At 46.3% G+C, this 21498-nt stretch carries 20 protein-coding genes; 9 read left to right on the top strand and 11 right to left on the bottom strand.

What is annotated here, in order from left to right; all coding sequences use genetic code 11:
- The first annotated feature begins 42 nt into the window (after positions 1–42).
- On the top strand, positions 43–1029 hold the full coding sequence (locus ACWPOD_RS22410; RefSeq protein ID WP_167427053.1) for a WD40 repeat domain-containing protein: 987 nt from the start codon (positions 43–45) through the stop codon (positions 1027–1029).
- Entirely contained in the window at positions 1026–1253 is a 228-nt protein-coding gene (locus ACWPOD_RS22405) for a SlyX family protein (protein ID WP_167426185.1), read from the top strand. Before ACWPOD_RS22410 ends, ACWPOD_RS22405 begins: the two co-directional genes overlap by 4 nt.
- Positions 1254–1335: 82 nt before the next feature.
- Here ACWPOD_RS22405 and ACWPOD_RS22400 read toward each other — a convergent pair whose 3' ends face one another.
- The 5 genes from ACWPOD_RS22400 to kefG form a co-directional block, all read right to left on the bottom strand.
- Positions 1336–2277, bottom strand: a complete 942-nt coding sequence (locus ACWPOD_RS22400; protein WP_167426184.1) for an isoaspartyl peptidase/L-asparaginase family protein — start codon at positions 2275–2277, stop codon at positions 1336–1338.
- A gap of 130 nt (positions 2278–2407) precedes the next feature.
- A complete protein-coding gene (gene slyD / locus ACWPOD_RS22395) occupies positions 2408–2944 on the bottom strand; it encodes a peptidylprolyl isomerase (protein ID WP_047010415.1) in 537 nt (178 codons plus the stop codon).
- 92 nt (positions 2945–3036) lie between these two features.
- Positions 3037–3237 carry a YheV family putative zinc ribbon protein gene (locus tag ACWPOD_RS22390; RefSeq protein WP_005381449.1) on the bottom strand — a complete coding sequence of 67 codons (201 nt, stop codon included), beginning with the start codon at positions 3235–3237 and terminating at the stop codon, positions 3037–3039.
- 33 nt (positions 3238–3270) lie between these two features.
- Positions 3271–5067, bottom strand: a complete 1797-nt coding sequence (gene kefB, locus ACWPOD_RS22385) for a glutathione-regulated potassium-efflux system protein KefB (protein ID WP_046874533.1) — start codon at positions 5065–5067, stop codon at positions 3271–3273.
- A complete protein-coding gene (kefG, locus tag ACWPOD_RS22380) occupies positions 5051–5644 on the bottom strand; it encodes a glutathione-regulated potassium-efflux system ancillary protein KefG (RefSeq protein WP_145474426.1) in 594 nt (197 codons plus the stop codon). The genes kefB and kefG overlap by 17 nt, the downstream gene beginning before the upstream one ends.
- Positions 5645–5853: 209 nt before the next feature.
- On the opposite strand from kefG, the gene ACWPOD_RS22375 reads away from it, so the two are divergent.
- From ACWPOD_RS22375 to crp, 6 genes are all read left to right on the top strand, one after another.
- A complete protein-coding gene (locus ACWPOD_RS22375; RefSeq protein WP_031780646.1) occupies positions 5854–7773 on the top strand; it encodes an ABC transporter ATP-binding protein in 1920 nt (639 codons plus the stop codon).
- Entirely contained in the window at positions 7770–8258 is a 489-nt protein-coding gene (locus ACWPOD_RS22370) for a TIGR02444 family protein (RefSeq protein ID WP_005397673.1), read from the top strand. Before ACWPOD_RS22375 ends, ACWPOD_RS22370 begins: the two co-directional genes overlap by 4 nt.
- 87 nt (positions 8259–8345) lie before the next feature.
- The gene (locus tag ACWPOD_RS22365) at positions 8346–9353 is read left to right on the top strand and encodes a hydrolase (protein ID WP_046874535.1); all 1008 of its coding nucleotides are present in this window, start codon (positions 8346–8348) and stop codon (positions 9351–9353) included.
- Between the two features lie 33 nt (positions 9354–9386).
- Positions 9387–9599 (top strand): YheU family protein, encoded by a 213-nt coding sequence (locus tag ACWPOD_RS22360; protein ID WP_048626696.1) that lies wholly within the window; start codon positions 9387–9389, stop codon positions 9597–9599.
- A gap of 124 nt (positions 9600–9723) precedes the next feature.
- Positions 9724–10593, top strand: coding sequence for a phosphoribulokinase (locus ACWPOD_RS22355; RefSeq protein WP_005397679.1), 870 nt, complete (start codon positions 9724–9726; stop codon positions 10591–10593).
- 240 nt (positions 10594–10833) lie between these two features.
- A complete protein-coding gene (crp, locus tag ACWPOD_RS22350) occupies positions 10834–11466 on the top strand; it encodes a cAMP-activated global transcriptional regulator CRP (protein WP_005381432.1) in 633 nt (210 codons plus the stop codon).
- Positions 11467–11611: 145 nt separating this feature from the next.
- On the opposite strand, the gene ACWPOD_RS22345 is transcribed toward crp, so the two are convergent.
- The 6 genes from ACWPOD_RS22345 to ACWPOD_RS22320 all read right to left on the bottom strand — a co-directional run bounded on the left by ACWPOD_RS22345 (position 11612) and on the right by ACWPOD_RS22320 (position 20556).
- Entirely contained in the window at positions 11612–12403 is a 792-nt protein-coding gene (locus ACWPOD_RS22345; protein ID WP_005397681.1) for a DUF1338 domain-containing protein, read from the bottom strand.
- A 249-nt stretch (positions 12404–12652) separates the two neighbouring features.
- A complete protein-coding gene (gene astD, locus ACWPOD_RS22340) occupies positions 12653–14110 on the bottom strand; it encodes a succinylglutamate-semialdehyde dehydrogenase (RefSeq protein WP_005397684.1) in 1458 nt (485 codons plus the stop codon).
- Positions 14111–14138: 28 nt separating this feature from the next.
- A complete protein-coding gene (gene astA, locus ACWPOD_RS22335; RefSeq protein ID WP_124009053.1) occupies positions 14139–15158 on the bottom strand; it encodes an arginine N-succinyltransferase in 1020 nt (339 codons plus the stop codon).
- 107 nt (positions 15159–15265) lie between these two features.
- The gene (locus tag ACWPOD_RS22330; protein ID WP_167426183.1) at positions 15266–16477 is read right to left on the bottom strand and encodes an aspartate aminotransferase family protein; all 1212 of its coding nucleotides are present in this window, start codon (positions 16475–16477) and stop codon (positions 15266–15268) included.
- Between the two features lie 361 nt (positions 16478–16838).
- Positions 16839–17426 carry an aminodeoxychorismate/anthranilate synthase component II gene (locus ACWPOD_RS22325; protein WP_005397690.1) on the bottom strand — a complete coding sequence of 196 codons (588 nt, stop codon included), beginning with the start codon at positions 17424–17426 and terminating at the stop codon, positions 16839–16841.
- Between the two features lie 175 nt (positions 17427–17601).
- On the bottom strand, positions 17602–20556 hold the full coding sequence (locus ACWPOD_RS22320; protein ID WP_456232246.1) for an ExeM/NucH family extracellular endonuclease: 2955 nt from the start codon (positions 20554–20556) through the stop codon (positions 17602–17604).
- A gap of 546 nt (positions 20557–21102) precedes the next feature.
- On the opposite strand from ACWPOD_RS22320, the gene ACWPOD_RS22315 reads away from it, so the two are divergent.
- Positions 21103–21477, top strand: a complete 375-nt coding sequence (locus ACWPOD_RS22315; RefSeq protein ID WP_167426181.1) for a hypothetical protein — start codon at positions 21103–21105, stop codon at positions 21475–21477.
- The last annotated feature ends 21 nt before the right edge of the window (positions 21478–21498 follow it).

The following is a 21498-nucleotide window of genomic DNA, read 5'->3' as shown; positions in this document are numbered from 1 at the left end:
CTAGCTATATGTCTTAAGACACAAACCGGATTATTAGATGTGATGCAAAGAATTTCTCATTTATTCCTATATTTAATTGTCATCACCACGTTAAATGGTTGCTTTTTCGCCGAGCGTGAAGTGCAGCGTTGGCCGATAGAGCCTCAGGGTGCGACGAGCTTCGCACTTAGCAGAGATGGACGATTTGCTCTGCTCTATTCTCAGCAACACCATTTGATGTTGTGGGACCTAGAGCAAAATGAACAACTAGCCAACCTGGGTGAGCTCGATGCCGATGCCAACGTGGTATCCCATATTCGTATCTCAGACAATGGTCGCTATGCAGTCACAGCGAGCCAAATGAACTTCGCAGTTTGGGACTTAGGCTGGACGCAATCCAAAGGCCTTTGGTCTATTTCTGATGCGCTCATTCGCGACGTTGATATCACCAGTAACGGTGAACAAGTTCTGCTCGGGTTATCCAACGGTAAAGCAATTTACGTCAACTTAGTCACCGGACGTCGCTTGGAGTTCCTTGCGCATCGTGAAAAAGTCAATTCCGTCGCCATTTCTCCTAATGGCCGCTTCGCACTGACTGGTGGTAATGACTACAAAGCGTATTTGTGGGACACCGAAACCGGACAAGTGCTGCGGACCTTCGAACATGAACAACGGGTTGTTCGTGTTGCCCTGCAACGAGATGGCAAGTTAGCAATGACATCCGATGGCGGAAACCAAGCGGTAATTTGGGATTTAAAAACTGGACAAGAGGTCACACAGTTGAGCAGTTGGTCGCGCCAATTGATCTTCTCTACTGCGCGATTTTCTGATGACGGAACTCAGTTAGTGACAGGAACGCCTTCTGGCCGCGTTTCAATATGGGATACTCAAACCGGAAAACGGATTGGCGGATTTGAAGTTGAGCCAAAAAAAGACACTCGCCCTCCCCGTGCGCTCGTGTATGATGCAGCCTTTGATTCAAAACAACGCGTAATTACTGCTACTTCAGCAGGTATTGCCCAAGCTTGGCAGTTAGAGAACGGATCATGACAGAAAAAATCATTCAGCAATTGGAAGCACGCATTAATGACTTAGAATGTCAGCTTGCGTTCCAAGAACAGACTATTGAAGATCTGAACGGCGCCTTATCGCAGCAGCAACTGCAAATTACCAAGATGATCGATCAGATGAAATATGTGGTAGGTAAAGTAAAAAATATGGACTCGTCGAATTTAGCCGATCCGTCAGAAGAAACCCCACCACCGCATTATTAAAATGCAGGCTCAAATAGCATAAAGCCCAGAACGTGTTCTGGGCTTTGTTGTATTGATTACTTAAGAGGCACTCAAGAGGAAGCTATTCGTCAGCGTCGATTTTGACGCTCAACTCGCCTTGAGTGTTGATGCCAGCTCGGTACATACCAGAGCTGTTCATCGCAAAGTGCAGCTCACCTTGCGCGTCAATTGCGATTAAACCGCCTTCGCCGCCCATCTCTTTCAGTTCCCCCTGAATAATATGCTCACAAGCAGTATGAATATCTTCTTGTAAGTAACGCATCCGTGCGGCGACGTCTTCTGCGACACGTTTACGGATAAAAAACTCACCGACACCCGTAGTTGAAACCGCGACAACGCCATTTTCGGCCACCGTGCCGCAGCCTATCAAAGCCGAATCCCCAACTCGGTTGTATTTCTTATTCGTCACGCCACCCGTGCTGGTTGCAGCGGCTAAGTTACCTTGTTGATCCAACGCTACGGCTCCGACGGTGCCATGTTTACGATCATCTGGATAGCGAGATTCCGATAGTGCAAACAACCCCTTCTCTCGCATCGAAAGCAGTTGCTCATAACGGCGATCAGTAAAGAAGTAATCCTGTTCGGTATACTCATGGCCTTGTTCAAAAGCAAACTTCTCTGCGCCCTCACCCACCAACAACACGTGATTGCTGTTTCGCATTACGTCACGAGCGAGCTCAATTGGATTCTTGATATGACGAACACCAGCGACCGCGCCTGCGGCTTGGTTTCGACCATCCATGACAGAGGCATCCATTTCTACCATTTCGTTGTTGGTCAGCACCGAGCCTTTACCCGCATTAAAGTTAGGCGAGTCTTCCAATACTTTTACTGCAGCCACAACCGCATCCAAAGCGTCGCCGCCTTTCTCTAGAATTTGATAGCCAGCTTTTACCGACGCTTCCAAATCAGCCAAGATCGATTGCTGAAGTTCATTGCTCATCTGTTCACGTAAAATGGTGCCTGCGCCACCATGAATCGCAATCGAGAAAGGTTTTGTCATCGCTTTTTCCATGAGTTGTTCTTTTCTTCTATGCACTACACCTTAGATAAACAAAAAGCGCAAGTTGAAACCTCAACTTGCGCTTTTCAAAGCTTTACTAGATAAGATTATCTAGTGAAGGAGCTTGTGATTAGTGAGAACCACAGCTGCCGCCGCCACAGCAGCCTTCATCATCGTGATCATGGTCATGACCACAGCCACCAGCTTGATGGATATGACCGTGTTCGATCTCTTCTGCTGTTGCTTCACGTGTAGACATAACTTCTACTTCGAAAGTTAGTGTTTGACCAGCTAGCATATGGTTACCGTCAACAACCACTTCGTTGCCGTCAACTTCTGTTACTTCTACAGGGATTGGACCTTGGTCAGTGTCAGCCAGGAAGCGCATGCCCACTTCGATTTGGTCAACGCCTTGGAATACGTCCGCAGGAACGCGTTGTACTAGCGCATCGTTGTGCTCGCCGTAAGCTTCTTCAGGAGCTACCGTTACTGAGAACTTGTCGCCAGCCACTTTACCTTCAAGCTCTTTTTCAAGACCAGTGATTAGGTTGTTGTGACCGTGAAGGTAATCTAGAGGCGCTTCTGCTGTTGATTGATCAACAACCACACCGTCTTCCAACATTACTTTGTATGCAAGGCTTGCAACAACGTTCTTTTCAATTTTCATACTAACTCCAGGGAGATTAATTGACTTAACCTGAATGGGGTTAAGTACTGAGATATCTGGGTGTATTATGGGGATCAATTATCGAAGTTCAATTATTCCGGCTTAAAAATTCCGATCATTTCCTGATCTGAGTGTTTATTTTTCTCTACAGATTGCGGTTTACGCTGCTCAGTAAACTCACACTCGACACACTCAACTAACTCGATATTATTTTCAATCCACCAGCGCAGGGTATCTTGCTGGCTGCAATTTGGGCAGCTAGCGCCGGCAATAAAACGTTTCTTGATTTTCACGCTATTTCCTTAGCTTGAGTCTTGGCTCAAGTACTACTTCCAATGATTAGGTGACTGATGGTCGCTCTCCATCTCACGACCAAAAATTTCTTCTAGCTCTTTGCGTGCCTCTTTCGCTCTCTGAGCCAATTTCTTATCTTCATTGTGCTGAGGCAATAAGTCCTTAAGCATAGCATTATCTAACTTACGAAAATGTGCTTCTGCCCGCTTTGCTTGATAAGGGTGCATACCAAGTTCTACGAGCGCTTGGCGACCGAGATCCAATGCCCCTAAAAATGTTTCACGAGAGTAATTCTCGACACCGTGGCTCATTAACTGATACGCCTCGACACGGCTTCTTGCTCGGGCTAGCAACTTAAGTTTCGGGAAGTGCACGCGGCAGATATCAACGATGGCCATCACCTCATCAGGTGAATCGGTACAAATGACCAATGCTTCTGCTTTATCTGCGCCAGCAGCCCGCAAAAGATCAATTTGGGTAGCATCGCCATAAAACACTTTGTAACCATACTTGCGCAGTAGGTGGATTTGGCTGGCATCACTTTCTAATACCGTCACTTTGATTTTATTGGCATACATTAAACGTCCGACGATCTGACCGAAACGTCCAAAGCCTGCAATGATCACGCGAGGTCGGCGATCCACTACTTTCGTGGTCATGCCCTCTTCTTCTTGATTCAGGGTATGAGCAAACCATTTTTTTTGTCCCATCAGCAAAAGTGGTGTCGTCACCATGGATAAACTGACCACCACCAACAAAAACGCCACTTGCTCTTTGGATAAAATGCCCTCTTGGCTCGCTGCGGTAAATATGACAAAGGCAAACTCACCACCTTGGCTTAAAATCGCGGCCATACGGCTTCTCGCTTTGGCTCCGACACGGGCAGCTCTCGCCAATGCATACAAAACCAAGCCCTTAACCACGACCAAAGCCACCACCGCGCCCAGAATCTCTAAAGGGTGTAATGCCAATAACCCCAAATTTACCGCCATGCCAACCGCGATGAAGAACAACCCCAACAACAAACCTTTAAACGGCTCGATAGCGATTTCCAATTCATGTCGATATTCACTCTCAGCCAGCAGAACGCCGGCTAAGAAAGTCCCTAGAGCCATAGAAAGCCCGAGCTTTTGCATCACGACAGAAATCCCAAGCACGACCAATAGTGCGGCGACGGTAAAGAGCTCACGAACGCCGCTCATCACAACAAAACGAAACAGTGGACGCAATAAAAAATGGCCACCAATCAACAGTGCCACCACACTGCCTAATACCGTGAAGACATCCAACCAACTACCGCCACTCTGCCCGCCAGCAAGCAAGGGCAACATTGCCAACATTGGGATCACGGCAATATCTTGAAAGAGCAATACCGCAAAACCAGACTGACCCGTTTCGGTGCCATTGAGCCCTTGCTCTTCAATCACTTTAAGAGCAATTGCCGTCGAGGACAGCGCCAATCCCATCCCAATCACCAAACTCACTTGCATGCTTACGCCGAACATACTGACGACACTGCCCAGCACGGCGGTCGTAACCACCACCTGCGCGCCGCCTAAGCCTAGAATCGGTCCTCGCATTTGCCACAGTTTTTTAGGATTTAGTTCAAGGCCGATCAAGAACAGTAACAACACGACCCCAAGTTCAGCAAAGTGCAAAATAGCATCAACATCACTGATTAAGCCAAGACCCCAAGGGCCAATCAACACACCGGCAAGTAAATAACCTAAAACCGAGCCAAGTCCGAGACGCTGAGCAATCGGCACCGCGATAACCGCAGCCGAGAGAAAGACCACGCTACTTTGAAGAAACTCACTGGTTATCGCCATACTGACCTCCTTGGTCTGTTGCTTCCCAGTTTTCAAGTGGGTTGTTCAACCACCGACGATACAGTTCGGCGTGCTCATACCGCTCAATATCCGAGACATTACGCGACCAATACAACACCAAAGGTTCAATCCAGTGCATTTGACACAAGGCAGCCGTCAGTTCAAACGGTTGTAAGATTTGCTCTAATGGATATTTGTTGTACCCCTTCGCGCTAAAGGCCTCTTCTTTCCCCCCCGTTGTAATCACACTGCGCCAGTATTTTCCCTCTAGTGCCGAACCTCCACCAAAAGCAAAACCTTTGCCCAGCACTCGGTCCAACCACTCTTTTAACAGGGCTGGGCATGAATACATATAAAGCGGGTGATGAAACACGATCACATCATGCATGAGCAACAACTCATGTTCGTAATTCACATCAATAAAGAAGTCAGGGTAAACACCGTAAAGATCGTGCACAGTGACGTGATCAAGCGACTGAGCTTTTTTAATCATCACTTGATTAGCAATCGAGTTATGTGGCTCTGGATGAGCATAAATGACCAGAACTCTTGGGAGAATAGACGGTGCAACAGCCAAATGGTCGTCCTTGTGGTTATTTTTATCCGTTATCAAATTGTTATACTTTTTTGTACAGCATAATGCAATTAAAGCGAATCAATCGACTTTTCCGGCCAATACCCCTACTATTCACCGCTAGATATATACCCAAGTGGCTTTAAAAACGATTGAAACCACTTCGCTATGTAACCAAGCAACGCGCACTGCGCAAAGTGAATGAAAACTTTATGATTACCTTTTCTGATATTCAGTTACTGCGTGGCGGTAAACCTCTTTTAGATCAAGCTTCAGCGACTATCCATCCTGGCGATAAAGTCGGCCTTGTGGGTAAAAACGGCTGCGGTAAATCAACGCTATTTGCATTGCTGAAAGATGAACTGTCGATTGATGCAGGCTCATTTAGCCAACCTCAACATTGGGAACTGGCCTGGGTCGCACAGGAAACGCCTGCGCTAGAGCGCACTGCACTGGAATACGTCATTGATGGTGATCGCGAGTACCGAGCGCTCGAAAAGCAGTTGGCTGAAGCGGAAGCACAAGACAACGGCACCTTGGTTGCCGAGATCCACGGTAAAATTGAAACCATCGGCGGTTATAGCATTCGCGCTCGCGCGGCAGAATTGCTCGACGGTTTAGGTTTCAGTCAAGAGCAAATGAGTTGGAGTTTGACTCAATTCTCTGGTGGTTGGCGTATGCGCCTTAACTTAGCTCAAGCGCTATTGTGCCGTTCTGACTTATTGCTACTCGATGAGCCAACCAACCACTTGGACTTAGACGCGGTGATGTGGCTTGAACGTTGGCTACAAAACTACCCAGGCACACTGATCCTGATCTCGCACGACCGTGACTTCCTTGACCCAATTGTTGGCCGTATTATCCACATCGAAAACCAACAATTGAACGAATACACGGGTAACTATTCGTCGTTCGAAAACCAACGAGCGCAAAAAATGGTGCTGCAGCAAGCGATGTTCGAGAAGCAACAGAAACAGATGTCGCACATGCAAAGCTACATCGACCGTTTCCGTTATAAAGCCTCTAAAGCACGCCAGGCTCAAAGCCGTATTAAAGCTTTGGAGCGCATGGAGAAAGTGTTACCCGCTCAATTCGATAACCCATTTAGCTTCCAATTCCGTGAGCCTGCGGCGCTGCCAAACCCAATCATGATGATGGATGAAGTATCGGCAGGCTACGGTGACAACCTGATCTTAGAGAAGATCCGCTTGAACTTGGTTCCTGGCAGTCGCATTGGTCTACTCGGCCGTAATGGCGCAGGTAAATCGACCTTGATCAAATTGCTCTCTGGCGAGCTTAACGCGCAAGGTGGCGATCTGACTTACTCACAAGGCGTAAAAATAGGTTACTTTGCTCAGCATCAATTAGAAACGCTGCACCCAGAGGAAACGCCGCTGCAACACATGATGCAGATCGCGCCGGATCAAACCGAACAACAGCTACGTGATTACCTAGGCAGCTTTGGCTTCCAAGGCGACAAAGCACTGGAGAAAGTCGCGCCGTTTTCGGGTGGTGAAAAAGCCCGTTTAGTGCTGGCCTTAATTGTGTGGCAAAAGCCAAACCTGTTGCTACTTGATGAACCAACCAACCACTTGGATTTGGACATGCGTCAGGCATTGACGATGGCACTGCAAACGTTCGAAGGTGCAATGGTGATTGTTTCGCACGATCGCTACTTACTGCGTGCTACAACCGATGACTTGTACTTGGTGCATGATCGTCAAGTTGCGCCGTTCGATGGTGACTTAAACGACTACTACAAATGGTTAACTGAGCAACAAAGAGCGGAACGCAAAGAAGCACAAGCTGCACAGCCAGCCAAAGATAGCGCCAACAGCGCGGCAGCGAAAAAAGAGCAGAAACGTCGCGATGCAGAATTTCGTAAGCAGACGGCGCCAATTCGCAAAACGCTGACACAATTAGAAAATAAAATGGATAAGTTAGGTGCTGCACTGGCCGAAGCTGAAGAACAATTGGCAGATAACTCACTGTATGAAGCCGAAAATAAAGCTAAACTTAACCAAGTGCTGGCTCTTCAAGCTTCTAGTAAGGCAGAGCTCGAAGAAATTGAAATGGAATGGATGTCTGCTCAGGAAGAACTGGAGCAGATGGAGCTAGAGTTTAATCAATGAGTAATCAACACGCTGAATACACACTCACCCTAGAACACCTTTGGCAGTTCAGTCTGCAATTTTATGGTGTGCGAGAAGTGAAAGAAGCGTGTTTATCATTACAGAACAATTATCACGGCAACGTGAACCTACTCCTGCTGCTCAGATGGCTCGATGAGCAGCAACTCATTTTCCAAGAAAAAGACTGGCCTCTGGTACAAAGCTGTCTGGGCCGAAGCGAAACCTTACTGCACTCTTTTCGCGACTTACGTCGCCATCTTAAGTCTCAAGTCAATGACGCTTTATATCGTGAAACCTTGCAGTTTGAGCTGCAACTAGAAAAGCAGCAACAAGCGGATTTGGTGAACTGCATTAACTCGCTCACGCTGGTCAAAAATGATGGCGCCCCACTCACGCTGAGATACTGTCGTCAACTTGGTGGTGAGCATTTGCAACAGGCCTTTGCTATTCCGGTGCCAAACATTCACCCACCAAAACGCCCATAAATCTGTAGAATACCTATAATCTTTATAAAGGATTATATTAATAAGTTCTTCAACTGACACCGAAGAACCGCATAAGAGCAGTTAGGTATGACACAATTTTTCGCAGCCGCCGGGATCAAAAACCCGCATCTTCAAACGCTTTTACCGCGTTTTATTCGCAAAAAAGCGTTGTTTACGCCGATTTGGCAAACCCTCGATACATCCGATGGAGACTTTCTCGATCTCGCATGGAGCGAGGACCCAACCCAAGAACCTGCGCAAAAAAAGCCGATTTTTGTTTTATTTCATGGACTAGAAGGCTGCTTCTATAGCCCTTACGCCAATGGCCTAATGAATGCATTTGCTCAATCCGGATGGCTGTCGGTGATGATGCATTTCCGCGGTTGTAGCGGTAAGCCAAACAAGAAAGCTCGCGCCTATCATTCTGGTGAAGTGACTGACGCCCGCCACTTCTTAGAGCACCTTGAGCAACGCTTTCCTGATAACCCCAAAGTTGCGGTTGGTATTTCTCTTGGCGGTAACATGTTGGCGAATTATTTAGCCCAATACAAAGACCACCCCATTTTGAACGCGGCGACCATTATCTCAGCGCCTTTAGACCTAGCAGCGTGTGCGAACCGTATTGAACAAGGCTTTTCGAAAGTGTATCGCCGTTACCTGCTCTCTTCGCTCAAACGCAACGCATTGCAAAAACATCACTTGTTGCATGGCGAGCTCGCTTTGTCCTACAACTCAATAAAACGTGTCACACGATTGTATGAATTCGATGATTTGATCACGGCACCACTGCACGGTTTTAAAGACGCACAAGATTATTACGATCAATGTTCTGGCTTAAGTAAATTACAACAGATCACGCTACCGACACTGATCATTCACGCCAAAGACGATCCATTCATGACCGACGATGTGATCCCGAAATTTGTTCTGCCAGATAATATTGATTACCGTCTCTTTGAGCACGGTGGGCATGTTGGTTTCCTTACAGGTTCAGCGCTCAAGCCGAAATTTTGGTTGGAAGAAGCGCTGCCAGCGTATTACGAAAGTATTGCTGCAGATTACCTTTCTGCTGTATCCAAGCAGCGAAAGCAGTAAACTAGCCGCTCATCATAAAAGTTCGAGGTATTTATGATCATTCCATGGCAAGACATTGCGCCAGAAACATTGGAAAACTTAATTCGTGAATTCGTCTTACGTGAAGGCACGGATTACGGAACCGTCGAGATTTCTTTGCAAGACAAAGTGGATCAAGTAAAAACTCAATTAGAAAAAGGCGAAGCGGTTATCGTGTTCTCTGAACTGCACGAAACCGTCGATATTCAGGTAAAAACAAAATTTTAGACCCTTCACATTTTACCGTACCCCACTCAATGACAAGGCATTGTTACGTGCTATAGTGGGTTATCGACCGTGCAGTAGCAGCCTACTGCACATTACAGGTAAGTAATTTTCGACAAGGTTTGTCATGTCAGCTAAACACCCAATTATTGCGGTTACTGGTTCATCCGGTGCCGGCACGACCACTACATCTGAAGCCTTCCGTAAGATGTTCAATATGATGAACGTTAAACCCGCATGGGTTGAAGGCGACAGCTTCCATCGCTTTACTCGCCCTGAAATGGATATAGAAATCCGTAAAGCGCGCGAGCAAGGTCGACACATTAGCTACTTTGGCCCTCAAGCTAATGACTTTCCAGGATTGGAAGAGTTTTTCCGTAAATATGGTCACGATGGCGCAGGCAGCGTACGTCGCTACCTACACACCTTTGACGAGGCCGTACCTTATAATCAAATGCCTGGAACCTTCACACCGTGGCAGGACTTACCGGAGAACAGTGACGTTCTCTTCTATGAAGGCTTGCACGGCGGTGTTGTGGATGGCGATGTTAATGTTGCGCAGCATGTGGATTTCTTGATTGGTATGGTACCAATCGTAAACTTAGAGTGGATCCAAAAGTTTGTGCGTGATACTCGTGACCGCGGTCATTCACGAGAAGCAGTAATGGATTCTATCGTGCGCTCGATGGACGATTATCTTAACTACATCACTCCGCAATTTTCTCGCACTCATATTAACTTTCAGCGCGTCCCAACGGTCGATACCTCCAACCCCCTTAATGCGAAGGGTATCCCAAGCCTGGATGAGAGCTTTGTCGTAATTCGCTTGCGTGGGATAAAGAAAGTCGACTTCCCATATCTCCTGGCTATGATTGATGGCTCATTCATGTCACGCCACAACACGATTGTCGTGCCAGGCGGTAAGATGAGCTTTGCAATGGAGCTCATAGTTCGGCCTATCCTACAACAGCTCATCGAAACAGGGAAAATTGGCTAAAAACCTGCCTGCGAAGATGTTTACTTTTCATACCGTGATCATGTGCACAGTTTTGCTTACAAAATCTCAATCATGGCACGATTAAAATCAAGAAATCGTTTTCGAAAAAGGATACTATTTCTTACCGAAACACAAGAGAGCTTGCAGCATATAAAAAGTGCTCTTATTCTAGTAGGCCTAATTCAGGCTTAGCTAAAATATGGATAGCGCAAGCGTACCCTGCAGAGGAAGTGAGATATTATGGTTCTAGGTAAACCTCAAACCGACCCAACATTAGAGTGGTTTCTTTCACACTGTCATATTCATAAGTACCCTTCAAAGAGCACGCTAATTCACGCGGGCGAAAAGGCAGAAACTTTGTACTATATCGTTAAAGGTTCTGTTGCGGTTCTTATCAAAGACGAAGAAGGTAAGGAGATGATCCTTTCTTACCTAAACCAAGGAGACTTTATTGGTGAACTTGGTCTATTCGAGGAAGACCAAGAGCGCACAGCTTGGGTTCGTGCTAAATCTCCTTGTGAAGTTGCTGAAATTTCTTTCAAGAAATTCCGTCAGCTTATCCAAGTAAACCCAGACATCCTAATGCGCCTTTCTGCGCAGATGGCTCGTCGTCTTCAAGTAACTAGCCAAAAAGTGGGTGACCTGGCGTTCCTAGACGTAACTGGTCGTATCGCTCAGACGCTTCTGAACCTTGCAAAACAACCAGACGCAATGACTCACCCAGACGGCATGCAAATCAAGATCACTCGTCAAGAAATCGGTCAAATCGTTGGCTGTTCTCGTGAGACAGTAGGTCGTATCTTGAAAATGTTAGAAGAGCAGAACTTAATCTCTGCGCACGGTAAAACTATCGTGGTTTACGGTACTCGTTAATCTCAAACCAGAGTGACGCGAACAAAATTATAAAAGCCACCAATGGCGACATTGGTGGCTTTTTATTTGTCTTGTAACCACATTAAGCTCAGAGCAACAAAAGACTAATGAGCAAGTTGGTTAGCCGAAAGGTTAACCCTAAAAGTTAGCCATTCGTACTTTCAAAGATTTTGTCCGCTGAAGCCGCCACAAAACCTGGGTACAGCTCACCGTTTTCCATCGGGTAGCGCTTAGCAAACTCGTAAAAGCCACCAGGGATAATTTCAGTGCCTTCGCTAAAGCGAACCGCCACTTTATCCGCCATGGTCGATGATTGTTCTAGCAGCACCTCAGGAGTGCCCTTCACTTCCCCGCCGTTTTCATTAATGGTAAATCCGGCCGTACGTAAGTGATCGTTTACTTGCTTCACTTCTTCGTATTCATTGAGCTGGTTAACGCTCACCGTGAAGTGGTTTGCGCCGTAACCATGCGCAGCCAACCAAGATGCATACTCACTTTCTTTAGCCAACGTTTGGTAGTCAGCAAAGCTTAAATCCCACAAGCGTCCACCATGTAAGAATGCGCTATCGTTCAGCTTGCCTGCATCGACTTGTGCCACCAGCTTTTTCACAATCTCTTGCAGCTCAGGTGAACACTCCTCAACTTTTAGCTCACTAATAAAGACTTTAGGTTGCTTCGGATCAGGGTGCTCATAGTGTTTAGCAACCAGCTTTTTACTTTCGAAAACGTAGTCACCACATGCCTGATAGCCAATGGCTACAAATGGTTTAGCTAAGGTTTCGATACCAAGAGGCGCAATATTGAAGGTACGTAAAGCTATATGATCATTAATCAGAGGCTCATCTTCTTGAAGCAGCTGATGTACTTTCGCAGCAGAGGGGCAAAGACGTTGAATGTAATCTTGCCATAGCGATTCAAATAACACATCGGGCGTCATAACGACTCCTTGTTACGAGATGTAGAGTTAAAAGGTAAGCGGAAGTTGACTGCTCGTTCACAACGAAAAGTTGTCCAGAATAATGAACGAGCAGCCATCAACCTGTGACGGTAAATGCCAGTCAGTCAACACGCTTTTCCGAGTCTTTGCTCACTTTCCGTGTTCTGCCAACGATCACTACAACCCATACCTAAATGATTCGCCGGCAAAGTGAGCCGCAATACATGGTTGCGACTCTGTTATTAAAACTTATAGCGCCACACCTGGGCTTAATGTTGCAGGCAAGATAGTCTCTTGACCTTCCATTGATGCCATCGGGTACGCACAGTAGTCTGCTGCGTAATAAGCGCTTGGACGTAGGTTACCTGACGCACCAGGACCACCAAATGGCGCATCACCACTTGCACCTGTGAGCTGGCGGTTACGGTTCACGATCCCAGCACGAATATGGTCAACGAAGTATTCCCATTCTTGGTCGTCAGTTGAAACTAAACCAGCAGAGAGACCAAAGCGCGTGTCATTCGCCAGTTCTACGGCTTTTTCTAGCCCTTCATAACGCACCACTTGCAGAAGTGGACCGAAGTACTCTTCATCTGGTAGCTCAGCAATGTTCGTTACATCAATAATGCCGGGAGAAACAAACGCCGCCTCTCCTGCTTTAGCTTCAATCAAGCTTTCACCACCAAGTGATTGTAGGTTCGCTTGTGCATCGAGAATGAACTTGGCTGCGGCAACGGAAATTTGCGGCCCCATAAATGGCGCAGGCTCTGCAAATGGTTGGTCTACGCGAATATTCTTCGTCGCTTCAACCAGTTTCGTGATGAGCGCATCACCTTTCTCACCCAATGGCACGTACAAACGACGAGCACACGTACAACGTTGACCAGCACTGATAAACGCTGACTGGATGATGGTGTACACCGTGGCATCCAAATCACCGTATTTATCAGAGATCACCATCGGGTTATTACCACCCATTTCTAGTGCTAACATCTTGCCAGGTTGACCCGCAAATTGACGGTGCAATACATGCCCTGTGTTCGCGCTGCCCGTGAACAGTACGCCATCAATGCCTTTCGCATCAGCAAGCGCAATACCGGTTTCTTTCGCACCTTGGACAAGGTTGATCACGCCTTTCGGCAGACCTGCTTCTTCCCAAAGTTTCATAGCTAGCTCGCCAGTCCAAGGTGTTTGCTCGGATGGCTTGAACACAACAGTGTTACCCGCTAGTAACGCAGGCACAATGTGACCATTTGGTAAGTGACCAGGGAAGTTATATGGCCCAAATACCGCCATCACGCCCAGTGGGCGATGACGTAACACAATTTGGTTGCCCGCCGCTTCACGGCTCGCTTCACCGGTGCGGTCATGGTAAGCACGAATAGAGATGGCAATTTTACCTGCCATTGCCGCTGCTTCAGTGCGCGTTTCCCAAATTGGCTTACCAGTTTCTTTGGCAATGACTTCGGCGATTTTTTCGCTGTTCTCTTTTACTTTCTCAGCAAAAGCCAACACGATCGCTTCACGCTCTGCAAATGGGCGTTTTTTCCAGTCAATAAACGCTTCACGCGCTGCAGATACCGCTTGATTCACCTGCTCTGCCGTTGCACCGTTGCCTTGCCAGATCACTTCTTGGTTGTAAGGCGACAGAGACGTAAATGCTTCACCCTGACCTTGTACCCATTCACCTGCAATCCAATGTGTCATTGTTTCTATCCTTAAATTCTGTCGTCTGTTACTGCGGAAGAAGGCGAACAAAATCCCCTTCCTCAACCAAAAGTGCATCCGCAACGTCTGGTGCGATCATGACGCTTTGTGTTTCAGGGTCATACGCCGCTTTGGTGACTGCTGCGCGGAAGTTTTCGAACGATGAGTTGCACATCAAGAAGTCTTGCGTACTGCTATGTTGTGCAATTTTCACTTGCGCACGGAACGAGTGACGTACCGATTCAATATTGCGTAAGTCACATTCAACGGTTGGACCCGCATCGAAAATATCCACGTAGCCACGGTTAGTGAAGCCTTCACGCTCAAGCAGCTTTAATGCTGGGCGAGTATTGTCATGTACTTGACCAATCACGGCTTGCGCTTCTGGACTCAACAGGTTGATGTAAATAGGCAGCTTCGGCATTAAGTCAGCAATAAAGCCTTTCTTGCCGATACCTGTGAGGTAATCCGCAAGCGTGAAATCGATGGAGAAGAAATGCTCTTGTAACCATTGCCAGAACGGCGAGTTGCCTGCGTCGTCTGAAACACCACGCATCTCCGCAAAGATCGTTTCAGAGAAACGCTCTGGGTGCTCAGCCATCATGAGGAAACGACACTTCGACATTAGACGACCATTCAGACCTTGGCGGAATTTCTCACGCAAGAACAAGGTACAAATTTCGCTGTTACCCGTGTAGTTATTACCAAAAGTAAGCAGTTTGACGACATTATTGACGCCAAGCTTTGGTGACGAGTGCACCACTTTACTAATGTGATACGAGTAAAATGGGACATCCCAGCCGATAGATGCTTCGATTCCGGTGGTACCCGCAACCTCACCCGTTTCAGAGTCAAAGCCGACCATCAGGTAGCCTTCATCACCTGGTTCTGCCACATCTGGCTTACCAAAGCTGTACTCTGAGTGTTTGATTCGATTGGTTAACAGTTCTTCGTTAACCGGTAGAGATGTAAATCCGTGACCAGACTCCACCGCACAAGTGTGCAGCGCGTCATAATCCGACATCGCGATAGGGCGAACTACTAGCATCAATACTCCCTCCAGATGCAAGAAGATCCTAACTATATTGTAGGAACAATTCCCCCATCAGAGATCCTTGACGGGGGGCTGCGTTGACGTTGAAACTGATATCGCGCTTAAACTAAAGTCGCGATCGCTTTATCCAGTTTCGCCAAGCCTTCTTCAATTTCTTGTTGTGTGATAACGAGTGATGGTGTGAAACGTACGACATTGGCACCCGCAACCAATACCATTAGACCCTGTTTGCCCGCAGCGACGAGAACATCACGTGCGCGGCCTTGCCATTCTTCATTTAGTGCAGCGCCAAGCAATAGGCCTTGACCGCGCACTTCTGAGAAGATGTTGTACTTAGCATTGATCTTCTCTAGACCTTCGCGGAACATCGCTTCGCGTTCTAGCACACCAGCCAACACTTCAGGCTTAGTAACTTCTTTCACAACTGCTTCTGCTACAGCACACGCGAGTGGGTTACCGCCGTATGTTGAACCGTGTGTACCGACTTTCATGTGCTCTGCTAATTTTGCAGTAGTCAGCATTGCACCGATTGGGAAACCGCCACCAAGTGATTTCGCGGTGCTTAGAATATCAGGTGTAATACCTAAACCTTGGTAAGCGTAGAAGTTACCTGTACGACCATTACCGGTTTGCACTTCATCGAAGATCAGTAGCGCGTTGTGTTTGTCACACAGCTCACGTACTGCTTGAGCAAACTCAGGCGTTGGTGGCACGATACCGCCTTCACCTTGTAGCGGCTCCATCATCACCGCACATGTGCGATCAGACATGTGTGCCTGTAGTGCTTCGATATCATTGTAAGGTAAGTGGGTAACGTCACCAGGCTTAGGACCAAAACCGTCAGAGTAAGCCGCTTGACCACCAACCGTTACGGTGAAGAACGTACGACCGTGGAAGCCTTGTTTGAATGCGATGATTTCTGATTTCTCAGCACCATGTACGTCAGCAGCGTAACGACGTGCCAGCTTAAGTGCCGCTTCGTTCGCTTCTGCGCCAGAGTTAGCAAAGAATACGCGCTCAGCAAAGCTCACTTCTGTTAGCTTTTTCGCCAGACGAAGTGCTGGTTCGTTCGTCATCACGTTACTTAAGTGCCAAAGCTTATTAGCTTGCTCTGTTAATGCATTTACCATTACTGGATGACAATGGCCAAGACAGCTCACTGCAATACCACCAGCAAAGTCGATATATTCATTACCTTCCTGATCCCAAACACGTGAACCTTCACCTTTAACAGGGATCATTTCCATCGGGTTATAGCAAGGTACCATTACCTCATCGAATAAACCGCGCTCTACTTTAATTTCCGTTGTCATTGCACATTCCTTCTTGATACCGCATGCGTAGCAGATAAGCGAATTTAACCGGCGCTCTTTGCCAGCAAATAATGTTTTGCATTTAAGCTATTGCGGCATTGTATTTACATTTAATTAACCATTTCAATAGTGATTTATTCTTTTCGTTCTCGAAAGCAACTTCCATTAATCACTGCTTATGACTATTTATGCATCAAGAAAGTAAAATAGAGAAGCGATTTTTTATAAATGTTATGTAATACAGGGGATAGAAGGTTTAAAAAGACATGAATAGACAAAGAGGCCAGAATGAACCGCATAGTTTTGCAATCCACTCACCTCGGCAAAAAGATGAATGATTTGTTAAGAAAAGTGATCGCGATCAGATCGCTTTACGTGCTAAAAAGTTCGCGAGCAACTCGTGACCTTGCTCTGTTTTGATCGATTCTGGGTGAAACTGCACTGCGTCAATTGGCAGAGTTTTATGTTGGTAACCCATGATTTCGTCCATACTTCCATCCGGCAGCTCAGTCCATGCGGTCAGTTCAAACACATCGGGTAACGTACCGTTTTTCACCACGAGAGAGTGATAACGGGTTACGGTGAGTGGGTTATTCAGGTTTTTAAACACACTGCGACCATTGTGACGAATAGGTGACGTTTTCCCATGCATTACTTGTCGAGCGCGCACGACTTCCCCACCAAACACTTGCGCTATCGCTTGATGACCAAGGCAAACACCCAATATTGGAAGCTTACCAGCGAAGTATTCTATAGCTTGTAGAGAGATACCTGCCTCGTTTGGCGTACACGGTCCAGGTGAGATCACCAAGTGAGTTGGGTTCAACGCTTCAATCCCTTGAATGTCGATTTCATCGTTACGCACGACTTTTACACTAGCGCCAAGCTCGCAAAAGTATTGGTAGAGGTTGTAAGTGAAAGAATCGTAGTTATCGATGATCAACAACATAGAGTGTCAGCTGCTCCAATCCGTTTAGGCAAGACTTAAGAGATGATTGTCTGGTTTGCGACAATTAAGGGCGGTATTTTGCAACACCAAACTAGAAAGGCAAGTCTTTGTGCAATAAAAAGGCCAGCATCGGCTGGCCTTTGGTCTTTACAGCTGTATTTTAGGAGATAAAGGCTTAGTTGCGGCGACGTACTAAGCCAAGTCCAAGCATCGCGAGTAGCGCGCCAAAACCAAACGAACCACCATCTGAGTCCTTCGAACCTTCTGCACCCGTTTCAGTTTGCGTCATTGAGACATCACGAACAGAGCTAAACTTAACGACGTTGCCTGTCGAGTCTGTCACTTTCTCTTCTAACTGGTAATTACCTTGTTCTGGCGCTTGTTCAAACTCAATATTCACGCTGCGTGCGTCAATGTCAGTTTGAGTCAAGGTTTGGCTAGCCGAGTAAACTTTTGCATCACTGCTTGTCGCGGCCGTTTGCGTAGATGCTGTTAAGTTCACTGTCACAATATCGCCCGCAACCGCAGTTGGTGGTAGACGTACATCAATAGCTAAGTTTTCACCCGCTTTCGGTAAATCGATATCATCATCTGGCAAATCAATAGCAATAATCACTGGATCATGATCAGACGCTGAGAACGCATCTTTGTACTTCGGCATGTCACCCGTGTATTTGCTGCTGTATTCAAACAAGTTACTTTCTAGTGAGTTGATGTGCCAATCTTCAATCGCCACCACTTTTTGCGCTAAACTGCTGCTTGCCAATGCATGGTCCAAGTTCCCCAACTCACCTGAATAGGTGTATGAGAACGTATCAGCGCCATGCAGCAAGGTGTTTAAATTGTGCAGACCGTAGCCTTTTTCAATCTTGGTTTTCTCTACTTGAAGCTCACCGCCACCAATGGTTGTGTAAGCGGCAGTGTAGATATCACGGCCGTATTTCTCTTGTGAGTAATCAGTGAGGGTCAGTAACGGATCTTCTTTGCCGTAAGCGTTCAAATCGCCCATAACGAGCACATCGCCATCAATATCTTTCAGCGCTTCACCAACGACTTTCGCAGCAGAAACACGGAAGTTGTTGCAGTTACCTTGCAGATCCGCGGGTTCTGAGTCTTCTACACCAGCAATCCACTCTTCAATACATTCAGAACCTTTCGATTTAAAGTGGTTCACGACCACTGAAAGATCTTCGCCAGTCTCTTTCACTGTAAAGGTCTGTAATAAGCTATGGCGTTGATATTTGTCGTATGCAGGGTTACTTTCAGTGCCCTCTTTACGAGTAATGGTGTTCTCTGCAATATGTTGCTCTGGCGTCACAATGACTTTTGCTGCTTCTTTTGGTGTTACTGCGTTAGCACGATATAAGATCGCCACCATGATCGCATCACTGCCAAAGTATTCCTCTTGGTATTTATCTTGCTCTTCGATTTCGACATACGTGTAATGATCTTCCACGTCATCAATCTCAGCGTTTAAAGCATCAACCAAGTTTTGGATAGCACTACCATCACCAAAGCCGTTGTTTTCCACTTCCATCAAGCCAATGATGTCCGCGTCCATCTTATTCATCGCTGAAACGATTTTCGCTTGCTGGATCAAGAACTCATCAAGGTTTGTTGCGCCACGATTTTGCCCGGTTGGGTTGTCGTGCCCGCTGTCAGCAACCGAAGTGAAGTAGTTAAGAACGTTGAAGCTCGCTACTCGTAAATCAGAATCGGCTATGGCTGGCGCCGCTTTACGCGCAACGTCAAAGTCATCACCTGACGTGACAAAGTTGCTGCTATCGACTTCATTGGTCGCAATTAGGCGGTACTCGTTGTAGCTGTAATTCACCACACCTTGCAGGCCTTCGACACGAGAGCCTAGGCGAATGTGCTGCTCTGAAGAGCCATTTTGGTCAAGATCTTGTGCAAACGTTGGGAAATATGGGATTTGACCATTTGGCGCTTTGCTATCCGATTCCAAGTAAATACGGTTGGCCGCATTCTCTTTGGCAAGGGCAACCGCAGCGTCACTCTCTGCTGCATGCAATTGAGTCGGCTTAAACAACGGTGCTTCATGAGACAACATCATGTTGTTGCGTCGAGAGTCATAATCGTAAGAAAAGTTACGAGTAACGAAAAGTTCGCTAGCCGAGCTGAGCTCAACTTGCATACCTTCATGACGCTCTAGTGCATCACGTAGTGTTTCCCCTTCCTTAATCGTTAACGGAGTAACCAAAGAGGCGTTAGATGTGCCTGTTTTTATATAACTGTTTGCATCAGAAGAAAGCTGAGTGTTGCTGTAATACTCTTGTACTTTCCCTTTCACACAAACAACATCACCGGCTTTCAGCTCTGTATCGGCAACATCGGTGTGAATAAACAAACCTTCAGATGTCTTGTCGTTGCCATCATTCTCAAGTGCTTGCAGGTAGAAGCCTTTAGTTAAGCCTGTTGTTACCGCACTGACCACACCAGTTACGAAGTGATCTTCGGTCGTGATGTAAGGGTAACCATCAATAAATGGAGAAGAAGCACCTTCACCTTGAATCTCTTGGATGGTGGTAAAGGCTGGTTCTTGTCCACCTACTTCACAAGCAAATGGCGCAGGTGGCTCAGTTGTATTTAATTCCCCTAAACCATCAATATTATCTTTAGGTAAGGCTGTCCACTGAGTGGATTGGTAGGTAGTTGAAGGTGTAAGCGCATCACTGTTACGAACTAACGTGGTGTCTTTAGCGAAATCCACGTCCCCCATCACACCTAATATATCGTGCACTTCCCCATCTTTAAGAAGTGCCAACGGATCGTCGCCGTTAAAGTTCGCTACATTTTTATCAGTGTAATCCGCAACCGCCTTTATTGCTTCGCTCGCATCGCCATGAGCAAGCACATACACTTGCTTCGCTTGTAACGTTACGTCACTAAGATCAAGAGTGCTGCCCCACGAGCCGCCACCATTCGAAGATTTTGCTAATTCATAGCCTGTGAGTGTCACCGCAGTATCACCTGTATTGGCGATCTCGACCGCTTTATTATAAGCGCCGCCTTCCACATACTGGGAAATAATAATCTCTGCGTTCGCGTTTGCGCTAAGTGCACTGGCGATGGTTAGTGCGAGTATTGAGGGTTTGATTAACGTGTCCATTGTCATACCTGATATTTATGTAAATGCAAACTTAGCTCTGATCAGAGCCTACCATTTGCGTCTACTATCAGGTTTATTTATGAAATAAATAAGAATGAGCAATTAAAGCCGTGAAATGAATCACATGTGAATGTAAGAAAATATGCCAGAACATCCCATTCAAACATTTTTTGTAATAAATACATAACGCTATTGATAAACAAATCAAAATTTAGATTAATTACTCAGTTTATTTTTTCACTTCATGTTAAGGAGTAGAAAATACATCGCTCGTGAAGTGGCTTATTAACCAAGCTCACTTTGTTATAAATGAAAATATAATTAATCACTAATTTAGAAAGCTTTGATTTTCATTTTTATAGCCATGTCTAAACTTAAGTCACCTATTATTCGCTCGGCTTTTTCTTACGCATGACCCTCATACTTCAAAATTTTCATCATTTGCTCAATAACTTCTCCTTATTCACTAGCCAAATTCATACACAAAAGATATAACACCTGCGCGAGACATTAAGATCTCATTAGCTGTAAACCCAGGAACGATAAATGAAAAAAATTCAACGCAGTGCGCTAGCTCTCTTCTTACTTGGCTTGATAACGGGATGTCAATTGACCGCCAGTGAGCCACTTCAACCTACCGCGAATCAAAACATCATCGAATCAGCCAAAAATGAGCTGGATGGAATTGAAGAGTTAGAGGTCAGTGACGAGGGTGTTATTACTTTTACCCAGCGTCTAAGAACACCAGGAACCTACTGGATCCCAGCAAGAATTAAAGAACTTAGCTACGATATATCATGCGTGCAGCTCAGTTACTTCATTGATAGAGGCATGGTGGTGAAGTCCACCTTTTTAGGTGCTCGAGGACGTGTTGAATATTACGATATGGAACGTTGCATGAAAGACACGCCATTCCAGTAAAAAGTATAAAAAAAGCTCCAC

The sequence above is a fragment of the Vibrio sp. JZG120 genome, from assembly GCF_053890955.1.
This window is presented reverse-complemented; position numbering and strand designations above follow the sequence as displayed.

Coding starts and splice junctions, on each gene's coding strand:
- astA (WP_124009053.1), bottom strand. CDS start 15,158: ATGCTAGTAGTTCGCCCTATCGCGATGTCGGATTATGACGCGCTGCAC.
- kefB (WP_046874533.1), bottom strand. CDS start 5,067: ATGGCGATAACCAGTGAGTTTCTTCAAAGTAGCGTGGTCTTTCTCTCG.
- slyD (WP_047010415.1), bottom strand. CDS start 2,944: ATGAAAATTGAAAAGAACGTTGTTGCAAGCCTTGCATACAAAGTAATG.
- ACWPOD_RS22375 (WP_031780646.1), top strand. CDS start 5,854: ATGATTACCTTTTCTGATATTCAGTTACTGCGTGGCGGTAAACCTCTT.
- ACWPOD_RS22320 (WP_456232246.1), bottom strand. CDS start 20,556: ATGGACACGTTAATCAAACCCTCAATACTCGCACTAACCATCGCCAGT.
- crp (WP_005381432.1), top strand. CDS start 10,834: ATGGTTCTAGGTAAACCTCAAACCGACCCAACATTAGAGTGGTTTCTT.
- ACWPOD_RS22330 (WP_167426183.1), bottom strand. CDS start 16,477: ATGACAACGGAAATTAAAGTAGAGCGCGGTTTATTCGATGAGGTAATG.
- ACWPOD_RS22365 (WP_046874535.1), top strand. CDS start 8,346: ATGACACAATTTTTCGCAGCCGCCGGGATCAAAAACCCGCATCTTCAA.
- ACWPOD_RS22405 (WP_167426185.1), top strand. CDS start 1,026: ATGACAGAAAAAATCATTCAGCAATTGGAAGCACGCATTAATGACTTA.
- ACWPOD_RS22355 (WP_005397679.1), top strand. CDS start 9,724: ATGTCAGCTAAACACCCAATTATTGCGGTTACTGGTTCATCCGGTGCC.
- ACWPOD_RS22360 (WP_048626696.1), top strand. CDS start 9,387: ATGATCATTCCATGGCAAGACATTGCGCCAGAAACATTGGAAAACTTA.
- ACWPOD_RS22410 (WP_167427053.1), top strand. CDS start 43: ATGCAAAGAATTTCTCATTTATTCCTATATTTAATTGTCATCACCACG.
- ACWPOD_RS22325 (WP_005397690.1), bottom strand. CDS start 17,426: ATGTTGTTGATCATCGATAACTACGATTCTTTCACTTACAACCTCTAC.
- ACWPOD_RS22315 (WP_167426181.1), top strand. CDS start 21,103: ATGAAAAAAATTCAACGCAGTGCGCTAGCTCTCTTCTTACTTGGCTTG.
- astD (WP_005397684.1), bottom strand. CDS start 14,110: ATGACACATTGGATTGCAGGTGAATGGGTACAAGGTCAGGGTGAAGCA.
- ACWPOD_RS22370 (WP_005397673.1), top strand. CDS start 7,770: ATGAGTAATCAACACGCTGAATACACACTCACCCTAGAACACCTTTGG.
- ACWPOD_RS22400 (WP_167426184.1), bottom strand. CDS start 2,277: ATGACAAAACCTTTCTCGATTGCGATTCATGGTGGCGCAGGCACCATT.
- ACWPOD_RS22345 (WP_005397681.1), bottom strand. CDS start 12,403: ATGACGCCCGATGTGTTATTTGAATCGCTATGGCAAGATTACATTCAA.